Annotated in this window: 20 protein-coding genes and 4 tRNA genes; 6 read left to right on the top strand and 18 right to left on the bottom strand. The window is 38.9% G+C overall.

Annotated features, from left to right (window positions below):
* Positions 1-19 precede the first annotated feature (19 nt).
* The 7 genes from LBN07_03950 to LBN07_03980 all read right to left on the bottom strand — a co-directional run bounded on the left by LBN07_03950 (position 20) and on the right by LBN07_03980 (position 4,915).
* The gene (locus tag LBN07_03950) at positions 20-601 is read right to left on the bottom strand and encodes a hypothetical protein (GenBank protein MDR0850605.1); all 582 of its coding nucleotides are present in this window, start codon (positions 599-601) and stop codon (positions 20-22) included.
* A 334-nt stretch (positions 602-935) separates the two neighbouring features.
* Positions 936-2,222 (bottom strand): DEAD/DEAH box helicase, encoded by a 1,287-nt coding sequence (locus LBN07_03955; GenBank protein MDR0850606.1) that lies wholly within the window; start codon positions 2,220-2,222, stop codon positions 936-938.
* Positions 2,223-2,415: 193 nt separating this feature from the next.
* Entirely contained in the window at positions 2,416-3,090 is a 675-nt protein-coding gene (locus LBN07_03960; GenBank protein ID MDR0850607.1) for an Ig-like domain-containing protein, read from the bottom strand.
* A 250-nt stretch (positions 3,091-3,340) separates the two neighbouring features.
* The gene (locus LBN07_03965) at positions 3,341-3,664 is read right to left on the bottom strand and encodes a YbjQ family protein (protein MDR0850608.1); all 324 of its coding nucleotides are present in this window, start codon (positions 3,662-3,664) and stop codon (positions 3,341-3,343) included.
* A 52-nt stretch (positions 3,665-3,716) separates the two neighbouring features.
* Positions 3,717-3,799, bottom strand: a tRNA-Leu gene (locus LBN07_03970).
* A gap of 44 nt (positions 3,800-3,843) precedes the next feature.
* A tRNA-Lys gene (locus LBN07_03975) sits at positions 3,844-3,919 on the bottom strand.
* Between the two features lie 378 nt (positions 3,920-4,297).
* Positions 4,298-4,915: a hypothetical protein gene (locus LBN07_03980; GenBank protein MDR0850609.1), complete on the bottom strand. Its 618-nt coding sequence runs from the start codon at positions 4,913-4,915 to the stop codon at positions 4,298-4,300.
* A gap of 94 nt (positions 4,916-5,009) precedes the next feature.
* Here LBN07_03980 and LBN07_03985 point away from each other — a divergent pair, with 94 nt between their 5' ends.
* Complete coding sequence (locus LBN07_03985) at positions 5,010-5,324, top strand: MGMT family protein (GenBank protein ID MDR0850610.1); 315 nt, start codon at positions 5,010-5,012, stop codon at positions 5,322-5,324.
* Between the two features lie 461 nt (positions 5,325-5,785).
* Here LBN07_03985 and LBN07_03990 read toward each other — a convergent pair whose 3' ends face one another.
* The 3 genes from LBN07_03990 to LBN07_04000 are packed head-to-tail and all read right to left on the bottom strand — an operon-like array spanning position 5,786 to position 7,674.
* Entirely contained in the window at positions 5,786-6,403 is a 618-nt protein-coding gene (locus LBN07_03990; protein ID MDR0850611.1) for a peptide deformylase, read from the bottom strand.
* Positions 6,393-6,977, bottom strand: coding sequence for a peptide deformylase (locus LBN07_03995; GenBank protein MDR0850612.1), 585 nt, complete (start codon positions 6,975-6,977; stop codon positions 6,393-6,395). The genes LBN07_03990 and LBN07_03995 overlap by 11 nt, the downstream gene beginning before the upstream one ends.
* Positions 6,970-7,674, bottom strand: a complete 705-nt coding sequence (locus tag LBN07_04000; protein MDR0850613.1) for a peptide deformylase — start codon at positions 7,672-7,674, stop codon at positions 6,970-6,972. The genes LBN07_03995 and LBN07_04000 overlap by 8 nt, the downstream gene beginning before the upstream one ends.
* A gap of 299 nt (positions 7,675-7,973) precedes the next feature.
* Here LBN07_04000 and LBN07_04005 point away from each other — a divergent pair, with 299 nt between their 5' ends.
* Positions 7,974-9,032 (top strand): alcohol dehydrogenase, encoded by a 1,059-nt coding sequence (locus tag LBN07_04005; GenBank protein MDR0850614.1) that lies wholly within the window; start codon positions 7,974-7,976, stop codon positions 9,030-9,032.
* A 58-nt stretch (positions 9,033-9,090) separates the two neighbouring features.
* Here the strand turns inward: LBN07_04005 and LBN07_04010 are convergent, their stop codons facing one another.
* From LBN07_04010 to rpsT, 4 genes are all read right to left on the bottom strand, one after another.
* A complete protein-coding gene (locus LBN07_04010; GenBank protein MDR0850615.1) occupies positions 9,091-9,618 on the bottom strand; it encodes a DNA-3-methyladenine glycosylase in 528 nt (175 codons plus the stop codon).
* Between the two features lie 36 nt (positions 9,619-9,654).
* The gene (locus LBN07_04015; protein ID MDR0850616.1) at positions 9,655-9,885 is read right to left on the bottom strand and encodes a PEP/pyruvate-binding domain-containing protein; all 231 of its coding nucleotides are present in this window, start codon (positions 9,883-9,885) and stop codon (positions 9,655-9,657) included.
* A gap of 71 nt (positions 9,886-9,956) precedes the next feature.
* Positions 9,957-10,042: transfer RNA gene (locus tag LBN07_04020), tRNA-Leu, on the bottom strand.
* Positions 10,043-10,133: 91 nt separating this feature from the next.
* Positions 10,134-10,859: a 30S ribosomal protein S20 gene (gene rpsT / locus LBN07_04025; protein ID MDR0850617.1), complete on the bottom strand. Its 726-nt coding sequence runs from the start codon at positions 10,857-10,859 to the stop codon at positions 10,134-10,136.
* Between the two features lie 285 nt (positions 10,860-11,144).
* Here rpsT and LBN07_04030 point away from each other — a divergent pair, with 285 nt between their 5' ends.
* The gene (locus tag LBN07_04030) at positions 11,145-11,924 is read left to right on the top strand and encodes an aspartate/glutamate racemase family protein (GenBank protein ID MDR0850618.1); all 780 of its coding nucleotides are present in this window, start codon (positions 11,145-11,147) and stop codon (positions 11,922-11,924) included.
* A gap of 178 nt (positions 11,925-12,102) precedes the next feature.
* Here the strand turns inward: LBN07_04030 and holA are convergent, their stop codons facing one another.
* Together holA and LBN07_04040 are read right to left on the bottom strand one after the other, a co-directional pair.
* Complete coding sequence (gene holA, locus LBN07_04035; protein MDR0850619.1) at positions 12,103-13,119, bottom strand: DNA polymerase III subunit delta; 1,017 nt, start codon at positions 13,117-13,119, stop codon at positions 12,103-12,105.
* Positions 13,116-15,275: a ComEC/Rec2 family competence protein gene (locus LBN07_04040; protein MDR0850620.1), complete on the bottom strand. Its 2,160-nt coding sequence runs from the start codon at positions 15,273-15,275 to the stop codon at positions 13,116-13,118. The genes holA and LBN07_04040 overlap by 4 nt, the downstream gene beginning before the upstream one ends.
* Before the next feature lie 237 nt (positions 15,276-15,512).
* Here LBN07_04040 and LBN07_04045 point away from each other — a divergent pair.
* Positions 15,513-15,587: transfer RNA gene (locus LBN07_04045), tRNA-Glu, on the top strand.
* A 123-nt stretch (positions 15,588-15,710) separates the two neighbouring features.
* The gene (locus tag LBN07_04050) at positions 15,711-15,962 is read left to right on the top strand and encodes a hypothetical protein (GenBank protein MDR0850621.1); all 252 of its coding nucleotides are present in this window, start codon (positions 15,711-15,713) and stop codon (positions 15,960-15,962) included.
* A 143-nt stretch (positions 15,963-16,105) separates the two neighbouring features.
* Here LBN07_04050 and LBN07_04055 read toward each other — a convergent pair whose 3' ends face one another.
* Positions 16,106-16,729 carry an NUDIX domain-containing protein gene (locus LBN07_04055; GenBank protein ID MDR0850622.1) on the bottom strand — a complete coding sequence of 208 codons (624 nt, stop codon included), beginning with the start codon at positions 16,727-16,729 and terminating at the stop codon, positions 16,106-16,108.
* Positions 16,730-16,964: 235 nt separating this feature from the next.
* On the opposite strand from LBN07_04055, the gene LBN07_04060 reads away from it, so the two are divergent.
* The gene (locus LBN07_04060) at positions 16,965-17,501 is read left to right on the top strand and encodes a hypothetical protein (protein MDR0850623.1); all 537 of its coding nucleotides are present in this window, start codon (positions 16,965-16,967) and stop codon (positions 17,499-17,501) included.
* 47 nt (positions 17,502-17,548) lie between these two features.
* Here the strand turns inward: LBN07_04060 and LBN07_04065 are convergent, their stop codons facing one another.
* Positions 17,549-18,025, bottom strand: a complete 477-nt coding sequence (locus LBN07_04065; protein ID MDR0850624.1) for a hypothetical protein — start codon at positions 18,023-18,025, stop codon at positions 17,549-17,551.
* Positions 18,026-18,194 lie beyond the last annotated feature (169 nt).

Raw genomic sequence — 18,194 nt, forward strand, 5'->3', positions numbered from 1 at the left:
GTATTTTTCATTAACTTTTTTAACCTGCAAATTCTCTGCTTATTACTCGGGGAATCAAACGGCTCTCATTTAGAACCTTAATTATAGGACTGTCAACATCCAAGTTTTCGCTTTCTTCAAGCAGCTCTGCAGGCACGCCAAACTCCATATCACAGCACAGCACTTTCCGTATGGATTCATCACAATGGTCACTGATTTCCCGCATTTCAGTAAAACATTCAAAGCTTATCCCAACTCTATTGCACATTTCCTTCAAGAGCGTACATTTCTTTTTGTTCATAACTTCACTTTCGACTTCATCTCTTTTGGTGACAAACACAGTTCCGCCTGCCTGACTGCCATCTGCAACCACATAGTTGGACACCAAAAAGCTTCCGTCCACCAAATCAAAATTATCTGCATAAGTATACACTCTAATTTCTTTCTTATCCCTTACAGTTTCCATATCATTTTCTTTATATACCCTCTCGGTCTCCCGCAAAAGCACCAGCATTGTCGACAGTGCCAAACGTTCGGCCTTCAGCGTTTCTGCTGTCTGAATGGCTACCCCATATTCAACCGACAGCTCAGTGTGCTGCATTTCCAAATTTTTAAGTTCCATTTAAAAAACTCCTTTAAACGGTTTAAGTATATCACAAATACTTCAACTGTCAAGCATGAATTAGAAATGGCATCTAAAATACAGAAAAACGGGCTAAAAACCCGTTTTATAACATATTACACCTCAAACTGCCCCCTCTCTTTATTTTAATGATATCCTCACACTTATTAATTTTTTTCTTTCTTCCACTATTTTTCATAATAGGAATATTATATCATTTCTATTTTTCTTCAACCATAACTGTAACTCTTTTATAGCTAAATTGCTCACAAATAATTATCCCAATAAATCATACTATATTTACAAAAACAACTATTTTAAATAATTACGATATTCATTTTTTACGAGATTTAGAAACATTAAAATTCTTGCTCTTAAACTTTGTTTGCCTTTTGTCTTTACCCCATTTATTTTGTGTGTCACGTGACCTGACTTTTGGCAATTTTTCTTTTTTGATACCATACTCTGTTTTTGATTTTGAAACTTTATTTTCATAAATACTTTGTTCAACCGAAACAGAATTAAGCTTGTCTATTTTAACATTCAATTTTTTTTCAAGCATCATAATACTCTGCATTTGTGCTGTGTTATTCACTATTGTAATACTTACTCCGTTTTTACCGGCGCGGGCCGTTCTTCCGATTCTGTGCACGTAATATTCCATCTTTTGCGGCAAATCAAAGTTGAATACATAATCAATATCATTAACATCAATACCCCTTGCAGCAACATCGGTAGCAATAAGCAAAGCCTCTTTTCCGCTTTTGTAAGCCTGCATTGTTTTAGTTCTTTCACTTTGGCGCATATCTCCATTTAACACATAAGCCATTATGTTGTTCTTTTCAAAACAATTTTTAAGCTTGTTGCTTCCTACAATGGTGTTTACAAAAATTAAACCAAGTTTTGGCTTGAACTCCTTAACAAGTTCTAAAATAACTTTTTCTTTCGACAACTCTTTATTATATATATAATACTGTTTTATTTTGCTTACCGTTGTTTCATCCTTTGCTATTTCAATCATTTCAGGATTTTTTTGGTATTCCTTTGTGATTTTTAAAATTTCCGGCGGCATTGTTGCAGAAAACAGCAAGGTCTGAATTTCTTTAGGACAACTTTTTAATATTGTGTCAATGTCTTCTTTAAATCCCATATTGAGCATTTCGTCAGCCTCGTCAAGAACTATGGTTTTCAAGTTTCCAAGCTTAAGTGTCTTGCGTCTTAAATGATCCATAATCCTACCCGGTGTTCCCACAACAAATTGACAGCCTTTTTTCAGAGCAAATATTTGTCTTTCAATTGACTGACCGCCAAAAATAGCAAGTGATTTAACACCCTCCGAATCTTTTAAAATATTCCTTAATTGTTCAACTGTTTGATTTGCCAATTCTCTTGTCGGACAAACAACCAAAACTTCCGTGTCGTTATTTGGCTCAAGTCTTTGCAAAAGCGGCAACAAAAAAGCCACAGTCTTGCCTGTGCCCGTTTGGCTTTTTCCAATAATATCACGTCCGGAAAAAATCGGTTCAAAACACTTCTGCTGAATGTGTGTAGGCTCAGTATAACCTACTTTTTGAATAGCCTGCAAAAGCCGCGGCTTTAAATTAAAATCTATAAAATTCATAATTACTCCTATTATTATTGTTTTTATCACAGAAAATAATAAGAATAATCGTGAAAAATCAACTTTGTTATTATAACATATATTTATAAAAAGCACAACAAGAAATATCTAAAAGCCTTATATTTGTTAAAATAAAAAGAACGGTTCACCAAAGCCGCTCTTTTTGTTTTGTTTATATTGTTTTTATTTTACTTTAAATAGCAGAATTTATTTTTGTGAATGTTATTTCGCCCCAACCAGAATGTGACATGTCAAGCACAAAAGTATTTTCTGTGAATTCGAGTATATCACCTCCAAAACCGCTGAAGGCAATGTTTTCTATCTCTGTTTCAGAAAAATCAACTGTTAAAATCTCGTTATCATAGTACCAAACGAATTCAGCTGTTCCTTGTGGACCAGAGTCAAGATAATCAAATATGATACTTCCTTCGGTTGCACTTATAAACTCCATTGTTACATCTGCAAATCCTGCGACTGTTCCTGTCCATCCCGTTGATGCGTCACCAATAAGCAGTTCCTCAAATGTTGGTTCTTGATATTCTGTAACGGTGATTGTTTTTTCCTCAGAAGTTATACCTCCAGCCGTTGCTGTGATTATAACTGTGCCCGTTGTTGTCGCCGTAAGCACACCTGCACTTGTTATTGTTGCTATTGCAGTCCCGCCTATCACCGCCCAAGTAACTGTCTTATCGGTTGCATTGCTTGGATTAACTGTGGCTGTGTATGTCGTTGCAGTATCAACATAAATTGCACTTTCTCCGCTGATTGTTACACTTGTTACAGCTACTGTTTTGCCGCAAGCTGCCAAGCCAAAGCATAAGCAAACGGCCAAAACTGACACGCTCAAAATTTGTGTTAATTTTTTCATTAATTTTCTCCTTTTGTTTATTGGTTAGTATGAGCAACAAACATTGCTATTATAACATATTTAAATAAATTGTAAAAATGATTTAACTTACTTATTTGCCAAAAGGGCGGCCCAAACGACAAGACATTCCAACGCCGATTTAACGATACAAAAAACGCTACTTAAAGCGTTTTAGGGTGTTCAAATTTAACACGATTGGGTCTAACTGACGATAATTCGCGTTTTTGATTATTTTTGAAAATCAAAAAATTTATACGATAACAACAGCTGTCCCAAAGGTTTTACAAAAGATTATGCAGGTTCCCTCATTTGACAATATTTCAACATCAATGTTTAGTCCAACTATTGCATTTGCTCCAAGTGCTTTTGCCTCCTGTGTAATCTCTTCAAGTGCTATTTTTCTTACTTCTACAATGGATTGCTCTTGCCCCGATGAACGACCTCCTGTCATAGTTTTCCAACCTGCCCCAATTCCCCTTATCAGACCCATTCCACGTGTTGCTTGTGAGAAAACAGGTCCTTTATACTCTTGAATCTTTCTGCCTTCTACCATCGGTGTTGTTGTTATTAACATTTTCCCTCCTTAGCCAATATCCAAGCAGATTAAGACTTATACACCATAGTTCTGGTGCGGATGAGAGGACTTGAACCCCCACTCTTTCGAACCAGATCCTAAGTCTGGCGCGTCTGCCTGTTCCGCCACATCCGCATATATGCCGCTGTTCATATTTATCGCCTGGCACAAGCCAAGTTTGGTGGCCCACCCGGGATTCGAACCCGGGACCCCTTGATTAAAAGTCAAGTGCTCTACCGACTGAGCTAGTGGACCATGTTTATATTTATTGATAACAATGGATTACAAATTTTGATAAGTATTTGTTACGGTAGAGCCACTGCGTGCTCTTCCCGGTCGCTCGAGACACTCGCTCCCCGCTTTAGCTACAAACATACCAAAAGGGTATGTTTGCTTAACGCGTCGCGCCAACTGAGCTAGTGGACCATATAAATACTTGATTTGTATATATGGATATACCAAAAAACAAGTAAATAGTGTTCCTATTATACGTGAAAAACTCTCCAAAGTCAATAACTTTTTGTGAGTTTTAAGGAGTATTTGTTCTATTCTAATATTTCTTGTTCGTTATAATATAAAAACCTGCCTGCGGTAGAGCCTTACCTACCCAAAAAGACGGGCTATCCGTCTTTTTTATTGCTTTGGCAAGTTGAATATGTCTATTTCCCCCGGTTTCAAACCTATTGCCGCCATTATTTCGGCATCTCTTTTGTTTCTTGCCTCTATTTTAGCTGCTTTGTCCATGTCAATAATTCTTACATATGATTGATAATCACTAAGACTTTTAAACCTGCCAAACGGCATAGCCCCAAAAGTTTTATTTTCAACCTCTAAGGTCTCACCCTCATATTGCATGCGGCCGGTGAAATTCCCAAAATATTCCTGTAGAATTTCTGCGGTATCATCCATGCTTTTATTCTTAAGTTCTTTATCTCTTTTGTTGGCCCAATCAAGCCACGCCACAAATTCTTTTCTATCATCAAAACTTTCTGTTTTACCATTTGACAGCTCCTTTTTCAGTTTGCTGTATGGCTGTATGTATCCGTCTATTGCCGACATAACCTTGCTCAGCCTCGGTGAACAAAACGCTTCCAAGGTCATAAAGCTAAACCCATACTCTTTGCCCAGCTCCACAAAAAAACCAAGGTCGTCTCTCTGCGCTTCGTTTTGTTTCTCGTCAAGTGCCCAAAGCTTATCTCTGCCTGCGTCCTTTCCGTCAGTCTTCCATGGTCCCCCGTTTTCTGAAATCATAATATATCCCCCCTAAAAAATCTTCCTTGCACAAATATTATACAACAGACTTTGCCCATTTGTCAATAAACCAAATATATGCTATTATTTACACATGAATAATCTTGGCATGTTCAATCAAATATATGAAGTGGTAAAGTCTATCCCCAAAGGCTGCGTTATGAGCTATGGCACAGTGGCTTCTATTATCGGCCGTCCCCGCAGCAGCCGCTTTGTAGGGTTTGCCCTGCATCAAAACCCCAAGCAGCAAGAGATACCCTGCCACAGGGTTGTGTTTAAAGACGGCTCACTCAGCCCGGCATTTGCATTTGGCGGGATTAACGCTCAAAAAGACCTGCTAACTGCCGAAGGCATAACCTTTGCGGACGGCAAAGTAAATATGAAAAAACACGCCGTTAAATTAAATTGACAGTTATATTTAGGACTTTCTGAAAGTCACAATCGAATAATATTAAAGAAATAAAAAAGGAGGCCAATGGCCTCCTTTAATTATTTCTTTTTAGCAGCGGGCTTCGCAGCCGGTTTTGCTGCAGGTTTTTTAGTAGCACAAGCCATGATTTTTCCCCTCCCCTTATTTAGTTTCGGTGCAACTTTTTTCATAAGCTTAAACAAAAAGTTGTCGACACACACCTAGAGAATAAACTGCATCGCCCGCACAGCCACCATACTCACAACCCAACACAGCATAGCGACTTAACTTTATTTTCATGCACAGTATATACACAAAAAAATATAAAGTCAAATGAATTTATGCATTATTTTTTTAATCTTTTTTGTCGTTTTCTTCCCTATATTTTTATAGCCTAAAAACACAAAAAATATACCAAAAAAACAAAATAAAAAAGAGAAATCTTTCATCCTCTTTTCCGTTTATGGGTGCCACTCTTTTATGTTGGGCTCCTCCCACTCACAATCCTTTGAAATTATCTGATAAGGCTCTTCTTTACGCAGCTTCCATCGGTCATCCAACGCAATCATAATATTCTTTTCGGCTCTGTCCATTTGCAAAATGCCGTTTAAGTGGTCATATTCGTGACAAAAAATGGTGGCGGCAAGGCCGGTGAGCGTTTCATGTACCTCCCCACCTGCCATATTTTGATATTCAATTTCAATCTCATAAGGTCTTGTTACAAGGCTGCCATAACGTATACCGTTTTCGTCAACACAACTTACACATATCTCCCAATATTTAGTCTTGCCTCGTTTTGATAAAATTATGGGATTTATATACAGCCTTTCCTCATCTTTTTCATTAAGCTGGTTTGTGGTAGTAGAGCTTGTGGTCTTTATATATATCATCCTTTTAGGTATCCCAAGCTGTATTGCCGAAATTGAATATAATTCAAAACTTCCGCAAAAATCCTTGAGCGTCTTAATATCCTCTTTGAGCTGTTCATCAAAAACACAGGGGCTTGAAACACTTCTCAGCAGACTTTCCCCATTGCATGTTGTTGTTACACTAAACATCCTTCTCTCCTCACCTTTCAAGCACTTCCTCCCATTCACAGTCTTTAGAAATAATTGTATAAGGCTCCCTCTTTCTCAGCTCCCATCTATCTTCCGGCCTCATTGAAATATTCTTTTCGGCATTGTCCATCTGCAAAATCCCATTAAGATGGTCATATTCATGGCAGAATATGGTAGCAGCAAGCCCCGTCAAAGTTTCAGTTACAACTTCCTGTGAAGCGTTTTGATACATAATCTCAATCTCATAGGGCCGTGTATTAAGGCTGGCAAAATCCAGACCGTCTTTGTCAACACAACTTACACATAGCTCCCAATACTTAGTTTTGCCTCGTTTCGATAAAATTACGGGATTTATATACAGCCTTTCCTCATCTTTTTCATCAAGCTGATTTGTTGTAGCGGCGCTGGTAGTTTTGATATATATAAGCCGCTTAAGAATTCCCAGCTGCACCCCCGATATTGAATATACATCCTCACTGTTACAAAAATCCTTAAGCGTTTTAATATCTTTTTTAAGTTGCTCATCAAACACACAAGGCGCTGATACTTTTCTCAAAACTGTTTCATCTCTGCATACCATAGCTACACTATTCATTTTCACCCTCTCCGTTACGCTCTCCTAAAACCTTCAGCCTCTCTTCACTTGGCAAGTCTTCATAGTCACGCTTTAGCTCTTCATATGATTTAGGCATAATTTCCGGCGGCTTATACTCACCCTTTTTTGAAAAAATCATATATTGACTTAAGGCTTCTCTCCTTTGCCCCCTCAACCCCCTAAGCTCGCTTCGTTTCATAAAGACAATTTCTTCGGCTTTGTCGGTGTGCAACACTCCGTCAAGGTGATCATATTCATGACTGAACATAACAGCCGCAAAATCCTTCATGGTGCGCGTTTTAACTTTGCCAAATTCATCCTGATATTTTATTTTTATCTGATAAGGCCTTCTCACCTTTCCGGCAAAAAGATCGCCGTCCTTATTCCAAAGGCTGGCGCACGCCTCCCAATAAGTTACTTCACCCTTACGCTCAACAATTTGAGGATTTATATACACATCATTTCTGTTGTCACGCGGAGGTTTTTCAATAGTTCCCTCCTCTTCGTGCATAACAAATATCAGCCGCTTTGGTATGCCCAGCTGAACTGCCGCCATAGCAAAAACACCGACACCGCCGTTATAGCAATAGTCCTTCAAAATTTCTATTTCGCCTTTAAGATCCTTATCCGGAAATACCACTTCTTTTGAGCGTTGCCTCAAAAACGGTTCGTTTTCCCAGATTGTTATTTGTTTCATTTATGTTTTCCTTTCAAAAAAGCTACTCCGAGCGGCCCTAACGCCATCATATAGAAATAATTTTAGCATAAATTACAACAATTATCAATATTTTTTTAGAAATAATTGTCAAAATCAAAGCTGTTTACAAACTTGATGTAATCCCACACTTAAAATTGTTGCTTGACAGCAAGACACGCAAATATGTCAATATACCGACTTCGCTACTTCAAAATAAGACAATCTCTTTTATTTAATTGACTTTAATCTGTCTAAACGATATAATTTTTAGCAATAATAAGGTAGGTGAAAATATGATTATGCAAAAAACAATGAAAGCCCTTGTTTATCACGGGCCAGGTAAAATCAGTCTTGATGACGTTCCGACCCCACAAATTATTGACCCCCATGACGCAATTGTCAGACCCACACTTTCCACAATTTGCGGAACGGATATTCATATTCAGCACGGAGGAGTGCCCACTGTCAAACCCGGAACAATACTCGGGCATGAGTTTTGCGGCGAAATTGTAGCTTTGGGAGATGCTGTAAAAACTCTGAAGGTCGGCGACAAAGTTGCTGCAAGTTGCATAACCCAATGCGGCGAATGTTTTTATTGTTTAAGAGGCTTGTTTTCACAGTGTGAACGCGGAGGCAGCTGGCTTTTTGGGAACTTAATCAACGGCTGTCAGGCCGAATACGTGAGAGTCCCCTATGCATATACAGGCCTACATCTTATACCCGAAGGTCTTAAAGAAGAAGATTTGCTCTTTATCGGTGACATTCTTTCAACAGGATATTTCGGCGCCGAAAACGGAAACATTCAACCGGGCGACACGGTTGCAGTATTTGGTTGCGGACCTGTAGGAATGTGCGCAATGGCCACGGCAAGACTTTGGGGACCGGCTCAGATTATTGCCATTGATACAAACGAATCCAGACTAAACGTAGCCAAAAAGCAAGGAATTGCCGATATTTGTATTAACCCTTCAAAAGAAAATATTGTAGAAAAAATTCGCGCACTTACAAAAGGGCGTGGAGCTGACGTAACAATTGAAGCTGTTGGGGCAAGCATACCTTATGATGCCTGCATTGAAGCGGTAAGACCCGGCGGAACAGTTTCGATAATAGGAGTATTTGAACAGCCTCAGACACTTAAGCTCAACGAACTGTGGAGCAAAAACATCACCATCAAAATGGGCCTTGTAAACTCCAATCACCTGCCACGCCTCATAGACCTGATAAAAGCAGGAAAAATTAACATGAAATTTTTGCAAACTCACAAAGCTCCGCTTAATGAAATTCTAAAAGGCTACGATATATTCGGAAACAAAAAAGACAATTGCATTAAGTGGCTGGTAACTCCGATTAAACATTAAATTTTATTGAAACAAAAAAACAGGCATAAGCCTGTTCTTTTTTTATATTTCCGCCATTTTAAATCTCCAAACAAAACCGTGCCAGACGTTTTTTGTCTATATCGCTTGCGTATTCTATTCCAATTCTTTTTGAGCATATGATTTGTGAAGCTTCGGGGCAGAACCCATCATCCTCAAGCCAGATTTCATCATTGTCTATTATATCTTTGCCACTAAGTGAGCGGCAAATTTCAAACAGCCGCCCTACTCTGCCGGGGCCGGCAGACCCTTCAACTCCGCGTATAAGCACACCCTGCGGGTCATTTTCGCTGCCGCTTATAATATTTAAGAGGTTAAAAATTCCGTAACACAAAAAAACATAAAGCGTGCCGCCCGAACCAAACAAAGGTGCGTTGCGTGCTGTTTTGCCCTTGTATGCATGACACGCCGTGTCAGGAGTATCAAAACCACCGTAAGCCTCCGTCTCAGTTATGCGCCGTCGTAACACTGAGCCGTCTTTAAACTTGCGGCACAAAAACTTTCCAAGCAATCTCATGCTAAGCTGCTCAGCCGGCACCTCAAAAAAAATTCTGTCAACAATTTTCAACTATCTTCACCACTCAAAATTGATATTTTCTATAACTTATTTATTATTGATTTCTTTTGACGTACTGTCTTGGTCTGTTGAATTTTTAATAAGCTGCGCAACTTTTGTTTTAATACCATTTTCTTTCAAAAATTCATCAAACGCCGAGCTTAAAACAACAAACCCGTCAGGCACATTGATACCGGCATTAAACATTTTGGCAAGAGAAAATTCCTTGCCGCCAGATTCTTTCAGTGTTTTTATATTATTAAAACTTTTTATCAGCATAAAAAATCTCCCATAAACATTATAAAGGAAATCTCTAATTTTTCAAATCATATACTTATAATTTCAAAAATTGGTGCGGCTAAGAGGATTTGAACCTCCACCGGGGAACCCCGACTAGACCCTGAATCTAGCGCGTCTGCCGTTTCGCCATAGCCGCATAATAAAGGCTTAGTCATTATATACTTTTAGACCGCCATTGTCAAGAAAAAACACAACTCGAAAGTTGTGTTTTTTTCTTTAATTTACACTTACTTTTTTGCAACCTGTTTTTTAACTTCAGCATTTTTTGCGGGCTCTTTTGCAACAGCCTCTTTTTTAGCAACAGGTTTTGCAGCCGGCTTTTCAGCTTTTGCAACTTCTTTTTTTGCCGCAGGTTTTTCAGCCTTAGCAGAAGCTTTAATAGCTTTATCAGCAGGCTTTGCGGCTTCTTTCTTGACGGCAGGCTTTTCAGTCTTAGGTGCTGATTTCACTGCTTCCTTTTTGGCAGGAGCTGCAACTGTTTTGACAGCAGGCTTCTCAGCTTTAGCAGGTGCCTTTTTAATGTCCTCTTTCTTTGCCGCAGGTTTAGCTTCTGCTTTCACTTCAGCTTTAGCAACGGGTTTAGCCGCAGTTTTAACCTCGGCCTTGGGAGCCGCTTTTAAAGCTGCAGGAACTGATGCCTTTTTCACAGGCTTCTTTGCAGCCTTCTTTTCAACAACTTTCAACTCACCGTGCTTTGCTTTGTGGAGCAATAAATTAAGCCTAGATACTTTTCGGCTTGCAGTTTTCTTAGGGATTACTCCTTTGCTGGCAGCACTATAAATGTATGCCACAATTTCGGGCAGTGATTTTTCGGCTTCGGCGAACTTGCCCGACACAACAAGTGCCCTAAATTTTTTGATATAGGTTGACAGAGTTGACCTTACATATCTGTTTTCCTGTTTTCTTCTTGCAATAACCGATATACGTTTTTTTGCTGATTTAATATTTGCCACCTTGATGGTCTCCTTTTTTCTGTTCGAGCAAACTCGACTATAGTATTGCATATTCTAGCATACTCCGTTTTTTTTTGCAAGCAAAAGTTGTGTTTTACTAAAAAAATTTTAAGAAAAACTGCAATTATCTTTACAAGTACGCAAAGTGCGGCACTTTCATAGTTGTATCATAAATAATCGTGCGATTATCTTGTCGCACTTTGAGCTCCCAACAATAATACAAAAAGAACATTATTACAATAAGCGACGCAGCAATCTCACGGTATAAACAACATATACTACTAGATGAACAATTACATACTTTTTATCGACAGCGGAATAGGCGGCACTCACCTTTTGAGGCTCACCCAAAGCATGCTGCCTCACGAAAATTTTTTGTATCTTGCCGACACCAAAAATCTTCCATACGGCAATAAATCCAAACGCAAAGTAACCAAACTCGTGACAAAGGCAATCCGGAAGATAATGCGTGACTACCCTCTCAAAATGATTGTTCTCGCGTGTAACACTGCAACAGCAACAAGCATAATGAGCTTGCGCGAGCGGTTTAACATTCCCATTGTAGGTATTGAACCTGCTATCAAAAAAGCGCTTGACTTCGGGCACAAAAATATTTTGGTAATTGCCACAGCAGCCACCATAAAGCACAGCAAAATAATAAAAAAATACCGGCACTATCCTTATGTATCAGGCAAGTACCTAAAACCCAATCTTAAAGCTTTTGGCACAAAATTCAAGCAAAACTATACTAATTTTGAGCCTTATAACACAAGATATCCTGCTGTCAAACTAACAATAAAAAAAGACATACATCTTGCTACACTCATTGAAACCAAGTCCTCTCACCTTGTCAGATATATTAACAAATACCAAAAATACAGTCTCTGCGACGCAATAGTTCTGGGGTGCACACACTATATCTTTGCTCAAACTGAACTCAGACAAATATTTAAAAACGCCAAATTTTATGAAAGCAGCCCCTTTGTAGCCCGCCGCATAAAACAGGTGCTAATGCTAAACGGCACCCTCAAAAACAAAGGGCGGGGAAAGACGATATTTTTGTAAACACATATCATTAAATCGTCACTCTATTTTTACATTATTGTAAGGAGAACTTCTCAATACGAAGCAATCCCTTGTATATATAAGCATGTCATTGCTTTGTTTCCTCTCGGACGCCTCACAATGAAATCAACAACCCATCAATCTGGTATAGTTTTATTTAATTTTTGTGCCAAACCTATTATTTAATAAGAATATTTGCAATCAAGTATTTCAATGCATTAGTGGGTTGCATGCCGCCGCTTTTGATTAAGTATTCCACTTCAAGGCACAAGTTATATATGTTCATAAGAGCAACCTTAGAAAAAAGCTTACCCTGCTCTCTTGCCTTTTTTATGGCGTATTCCTTGACCGACAGCATACGGCTTAGTTCCATGTCGTTATATCCCGACACAGCACTGTAAAACAGCCTGCGCATGTGATTTGTGATGATACTTATTATTCGGGTCTCACTCTCTTTGTTTTCAAGAAGTTTATCAACCGCCTTATATACCGTTTCGCCGTCTTTTTTGCTAAGTGCCTCGGTTATGGCAAAAATCTCATATTCTATGTCTGGCGCCGTCAGTATTAAAACATCACTCTGAACGATTTCCTGCCTCTCTCCGGCGTATGCCGAAAGCTTGTTTATCTCTCCTTCAATTTTTCCAAGAGCTCCATTGCAAAACTCTATCAAGGTAATCAAGGCCTCTTTGCTGATGGTCTTATCATTCTGTTTGAGAGTACCCATTATCCACTTTTCAAGCATAGCGTTTGGCAGACGGTTACACTCCACCACTTCGGTTTTATCAAGCAGGCTCACATAAAACTTATTATGCCCAACCGCAGTGTCCCGACCGTAGCCCGTCGATTTAAAAGCTGCTGTGCTTTCAAAAAATACCAAACAGGTTGTAGGGGTCGGGTTGCTCAAATAACCCGATAGCAGCTTTTTGTCGCCGTTAAGGTCCTTACTTTGATAGTCCTTGACCACCACAAGCCTGAAATTGTCGCCCATAGGCAAAACCTCACACGCCGCCACAAAGTCCTTGGCGTTAAACCCTTCGCCGCTGAAAATAACCTTATTAAAGTCAGGCATACTGAGACTGAGGGCCTTTTCAACGAGCTCCAGCGCCTTATAAACCAAAAAGCTATCCTCGCCTGTTATATAATAACTAGGCTTTAGGCCGGCTGTCAAATTTTGTTTCAGATTTTCAAATTTCATATGACACATACCTTCTTTTTATCAATATCACTTAATATATTTTCAGCTCCAATAGGCGGCGCATTAGCACCTAATCCCAAAAAATATAAATAATCAATATCAAAACTCAAAACACTTATCAAAGTATTTGTCTGAGACGAAGAAAGATTTTTGTTCACCACAACAATAGTACTTCCGCTTGTTTTCAGTTCCAAAGCCAGAACCGTTGAATTCAACTTAAAGTTTCTATACTCAATATTGCCAAACCTTTGATTAGTATTATCTATAACCTGCACCTTAAATCCGCTGAGTACCAAATTATTTAATGCTGCATTATCACTGTCAACAAATATAGTTGGGTTTCCAAACTTCTGAACAAAATCTGTCATTCTGTTGGGTTCAAAATTATTATTTGAACTAAATATTATACCGTTTAGACGGCTTACTTTTACGTCCTTGAGGTTATAGCCAACTTCCCTGAGCGAGCGCACATCAGGGTCAACAATATAATACTCACCTCCTGAAGCCACAAGCATAGCAAATCCTGCGGTTGCTTGATTGTGAAATTCGAGTGTAGGAGTTTTTGCATAGGCGGGAATATTATTTATCACCACCATAATAACACAAAAAGCAGTCAGAGCGCAACAGCAAAGTGCTTTAATTTTGGCTTTAAGCATAACAAAACGGCTCGTCATAAATGCAAGCATAAAAAATATTATGGAGCCCAACAACCCAAATCCTACAGTCTTAATAAGAGCAAGCGGCAGAGACACCAAAAGCGAGTTAAGCCAGAAAATCACCTCAAACAGTGCTTGGGGCACAACCAACAAAAACGACATAAATTCAAGAGGTACTGCAATAAGACAAAACACGCAAAGGAATATATGCGCAAGCGTAAATATCGGAATTATAGCAATATTAGCAATTATTGTATACAGTGGAAAAACTCCAAAGTACCCCGTTATAATGGGCAACGTCACAAACGAAGTAAAGATTGTAATTATGCTTATATCCATAACCGATTTCAGAAATTTGTTTTTAATAGATAGATGCTTTAGGAGCATTGAACAAAATATAATTCCCAAAACCGCCATGAAACTTAGCTGAAAACCCACATCAAACAAATATAGCGGCTTAAAGAGTAAAATCAGAATACATGCAATACCGATTGAACTTAGAGCGTCGTTTTTGCGCCCAAGCAGAGGGGCTATCATAAGCACCAGAGCCATTATCCCAGACCGCACAACCGACGGAATAAACCCACACATATAACAGTATCCCAAAATAACTGCTGCCATTATGCCAAATCTCACCCATTTGTTCATTTTGAAAAGCGATAAAAAGAAGTATATAATACCGATTACAATAACAACGTGCATGCCGCTAACAGCCAACAGATGCACTGTTCCGCTTTCTTTAAACGATTGATAAATATTATCATCCACAACGCTGCGGTCACCAAAAAGTATCGCATAGGCAATCCCGCCGGTTGTTGCACCCATGGTTTGAAGCAGCCGCTCTTTGGTGGCGTTCTTTATTATCTCATCAAGATGCATAGAACCGTCAACTACCGTCACACTCGCTCCGCTTACGCCGGCGGTATATCTTATATCATTAGAATAATCAAATCCTGCGCTACGCTTCAGCAACCTAAACGCACTCATTTCAACGTAACTGACCTTGCCGCTGAAAACTACCTTGTCACCCAACTTAACGTCAAGCCCGCCATAGGCCATAAAACGGGTGCTGCCGCTGAGTTTTTTCGTGCCGCTATGTTCATCAATGAGCCGGACATCACCCAGCATAATAGCACTGCCGCCATAACTCTCACTAATCTCATTCACTCTGCCCGTAATTACATATTCTGTGTCACCCAAACTGCTGTCGCTATAAAAAGAAATACTTATTAAAGTCACTGCAAATCCCAAGAAATAAATGATACTTAGCGCAATCAGTCGGCGAAACTGCTTTGCCACAATACACAGAACGACGACAGCCGCATAAATTATGCATGCCAAAATCAAGAACCGAATGTCAAACAAAACCAACACCGAGCACAAAATAGCCAGACACAGCAAAACCGCGCCTACAAACATAGGCCTGAAATTTATTATTCTTTGCAGTGTCCCCTTGGGTCTTGCACCTTCTGTCTCTTTATTTATATTCTTTTGTGCCATTGCGCTAATTTTAACACAAATCAATAAAAAAACAAAAAACTATTGCCAAAAACAATTTTTTTTGTTATTATAAGTCTACAATTCTTAATTGCTACATAATAAAAACAAATTTCTCACCCAACTCGAAAATTGTTCTTGCGTAAAATAACTGACACAAAGAGTTTGGGAAAGAGGAGCAACAGTGCACAAGAGTGAGCTTTTTGTCAGAAAAGTCGCAAAATGCACGAGTTACGACGAGGCGCTATAGTATAGTGGTTAGTACGCTGGCCTCTCACGCCGGTAACCCGGGTTCGAACCCCGGTAGCGTCACCATACTGCAACCTAAAATTAATGTCTTTAGGTCTGCAGCAATACAGCAGAAAAAACCAAAACGGTTTTTTTATTTGACATAAAATATTAATATATTGTATATTCTGTAGAAAGGAGGGCAAAAAAATGAAAAAATTGATGTTAGTATCAGCAATCGTATTGGGAGTGGGTTTAACACTTGTATTAGTAGCAGGTATACTTGCTTCAATCACTAGCTGGGGTGGCGGGTTTAACCCAACGGCAGGCACACCAAGCTTGGTAAGCGTATTCAGCAATATTGGTTATCTCGCTGCAGTACTTGCCGGTGTTACATTTGTATCTACCGCAATTGCAACAGCAATTCGCGGCGAAGACAAAGACAAAGAAAACAAAAAATAATTGTTTAATTTAAAAAAGACAGGTTAACGCCTGTCTTTTTTATGAACAAAATTACTCACAACCAGCTTGATTTGATTGTGCGGCACAAAAAATAAATAGATTAAAATAAAACAGACAAAAAAAATTGTCTGTTTTTATTATTTTCACTTCGTCTCATTCATGACAAACTGCAATATTTTGCCATATTTAATAATTCCTATCTCAGTGGGGTTGATTAAAAAATTATCCATAGTTATTTTCACTTGTTGGGTTTTGTTTTTAGCATCTATTTTTATGGCGGATATACTTCCACTCTCTTTCTTTAAAAGCTCCAGCGCTTCTTTTGCACTAACCTTCATGATGCCCAAAACCTCACCGTCACTAAATAAAAATTTGGGCAGGCTGTTCCCAATTTTGCTTGCATAAACATTGGCGTAGGCCCTGTCTTTGACAACATTGCCGTCTTTCTTTTGCATATCCATTTTCCACACCGTCATTTCAACAAGCTGACAAGCGTTTATATCAACATCAATGCCAATCTCTTCCTTCACTTCCCTCGCAAACGCCTGCCGGAGGGTTTCTCCAGCAGCCACATGCCCTGAAGCCGTGGTATACATTTTGTTTGTGTTGTCTTTCATATCTTTTCGCAACTGAAAATAAACGTTTCCCAAACCGTCATAAAGCCAGCAGTGAACAGTCTTGTGCCACAGCCCTTTTGTGTGAATAACCTCTCGGGTTTCCTTGCCCAAAAGTTTTCCGTTTTCGTCATAATAATCCAAAAATTCCATGCATTTATTATATCATAAGACAGTCAAACCAACAAAACTTTTATGTGGTATTTGTTAAGATTACATCAGCTCTGAATGACAAGAAGTAGCATGCTGCCCAAAATCCTCAAATTGCTTAAAAACTAAACGCTAAAAAAAATTAAAAAAGCTATTGACATGCCCCCCCCCCCCCGCCATGCTATAATACAGCAAATCAAAAAAAGAAATTTTGATTTTTCAGAAAGGAGAAAATATTATGAAAAAAATCAGCACTTTAAGTGTAGCCGCATGCTTGCTTGTTGCAGTATTTATGTTCAGTGCCTGCGGCGTAGCAAGTCAGGCAAAAATCACACAAACTTTCAAAGATAATGGGTATACCGTTGTCAGTGCCGAAAATTTCAACGAATTTGAAATAAAAGTGCAACAAAGCAGTCAAAGCCCCGATGACCTAATTTTCGACTACAGCAAAGTGTACCCGGAGATGAAAGAAAACTATAACCATAAAATAGACGGTGTATTTATCGCAATAAAAATAAAAGATTATGTAACCTCTACTTTAGGCTTTGACTCCCGTAATCTTGGTGTAGACTTTGACATTTTACATGCAGTGTTCTTTAAAACCGAAGATTATGCCCTGCAATTTCTTAACGACTATATCAAACCGGGGGCAATTCTTGATGCAGACCACAAAATATATCTCGGAGACGAAAGAAATTTAATCGTGTGCGTAAAAGGCAAAATCCTTTATCAAGCAAGCGAAAAAGCCGCAAGCATAATTGACAAACTTATCTAAATAAAAAAAACCGCCCAAGAGCGGTTCTTTTTTTTTGCTTCAACCAATTAGTTCTTTACAAGCAGTTTGTTCAGTCCGTATATAATCGGAGCTGCGCCAAACACAATAGCTTCAGAAATTCCGGTGAAGATAGTGCCGTAATATGCGGCCTTAGCCGGAGAACTTACGCTTGTAAGAGGAACATCTATTGCAGCTTTAAGCTGGTCAAGATACGGTCCTGCTACGCTAAGAGCTACGATAAGAAGAACTACTGCAACAATACCGGCACCAACAAGTATGAAAGAGCCAATTTTGCTCATGCCCAAAATATCAAGCAGCAAATAAACCGCTATGCCCAGAACTGCAATTGCGAGTGCCAGGTTTTGAAACAATGCAGAATTCATTTGCGCTTTTGCAATATCTCCTGCTGCGTCTCCTGCTCCCTTGCCGTATTGAATAACATTAATAATGAAAAATACTGCAGCAGCAACAAGCACAGCGAGTAATACAAACTTTAAAATTTTTCCTACAGATGCTTTAGTCATATTGTCCTTTTCCCTCCTTTTTCAAAAAATTTTTGTGCAACAAAAACTTGAGGGATTTCACCAAAAACTAGTGTTGCATTAGCAGTTTACTACTTCTCATTGACTAAGTCAACTGAATTACAGCGGGTTTTTAAAATAAAATTCATCTTTGTACATTTGCACAATTAAG

This window comes from Christensenellaceae bacterium, from assembly GCA_031260975.1.
Taxonomy (GTDB): Bacteria; Bacillota; Clostridia; order Christensenellales; family UBA1242; genus JAISKJ01.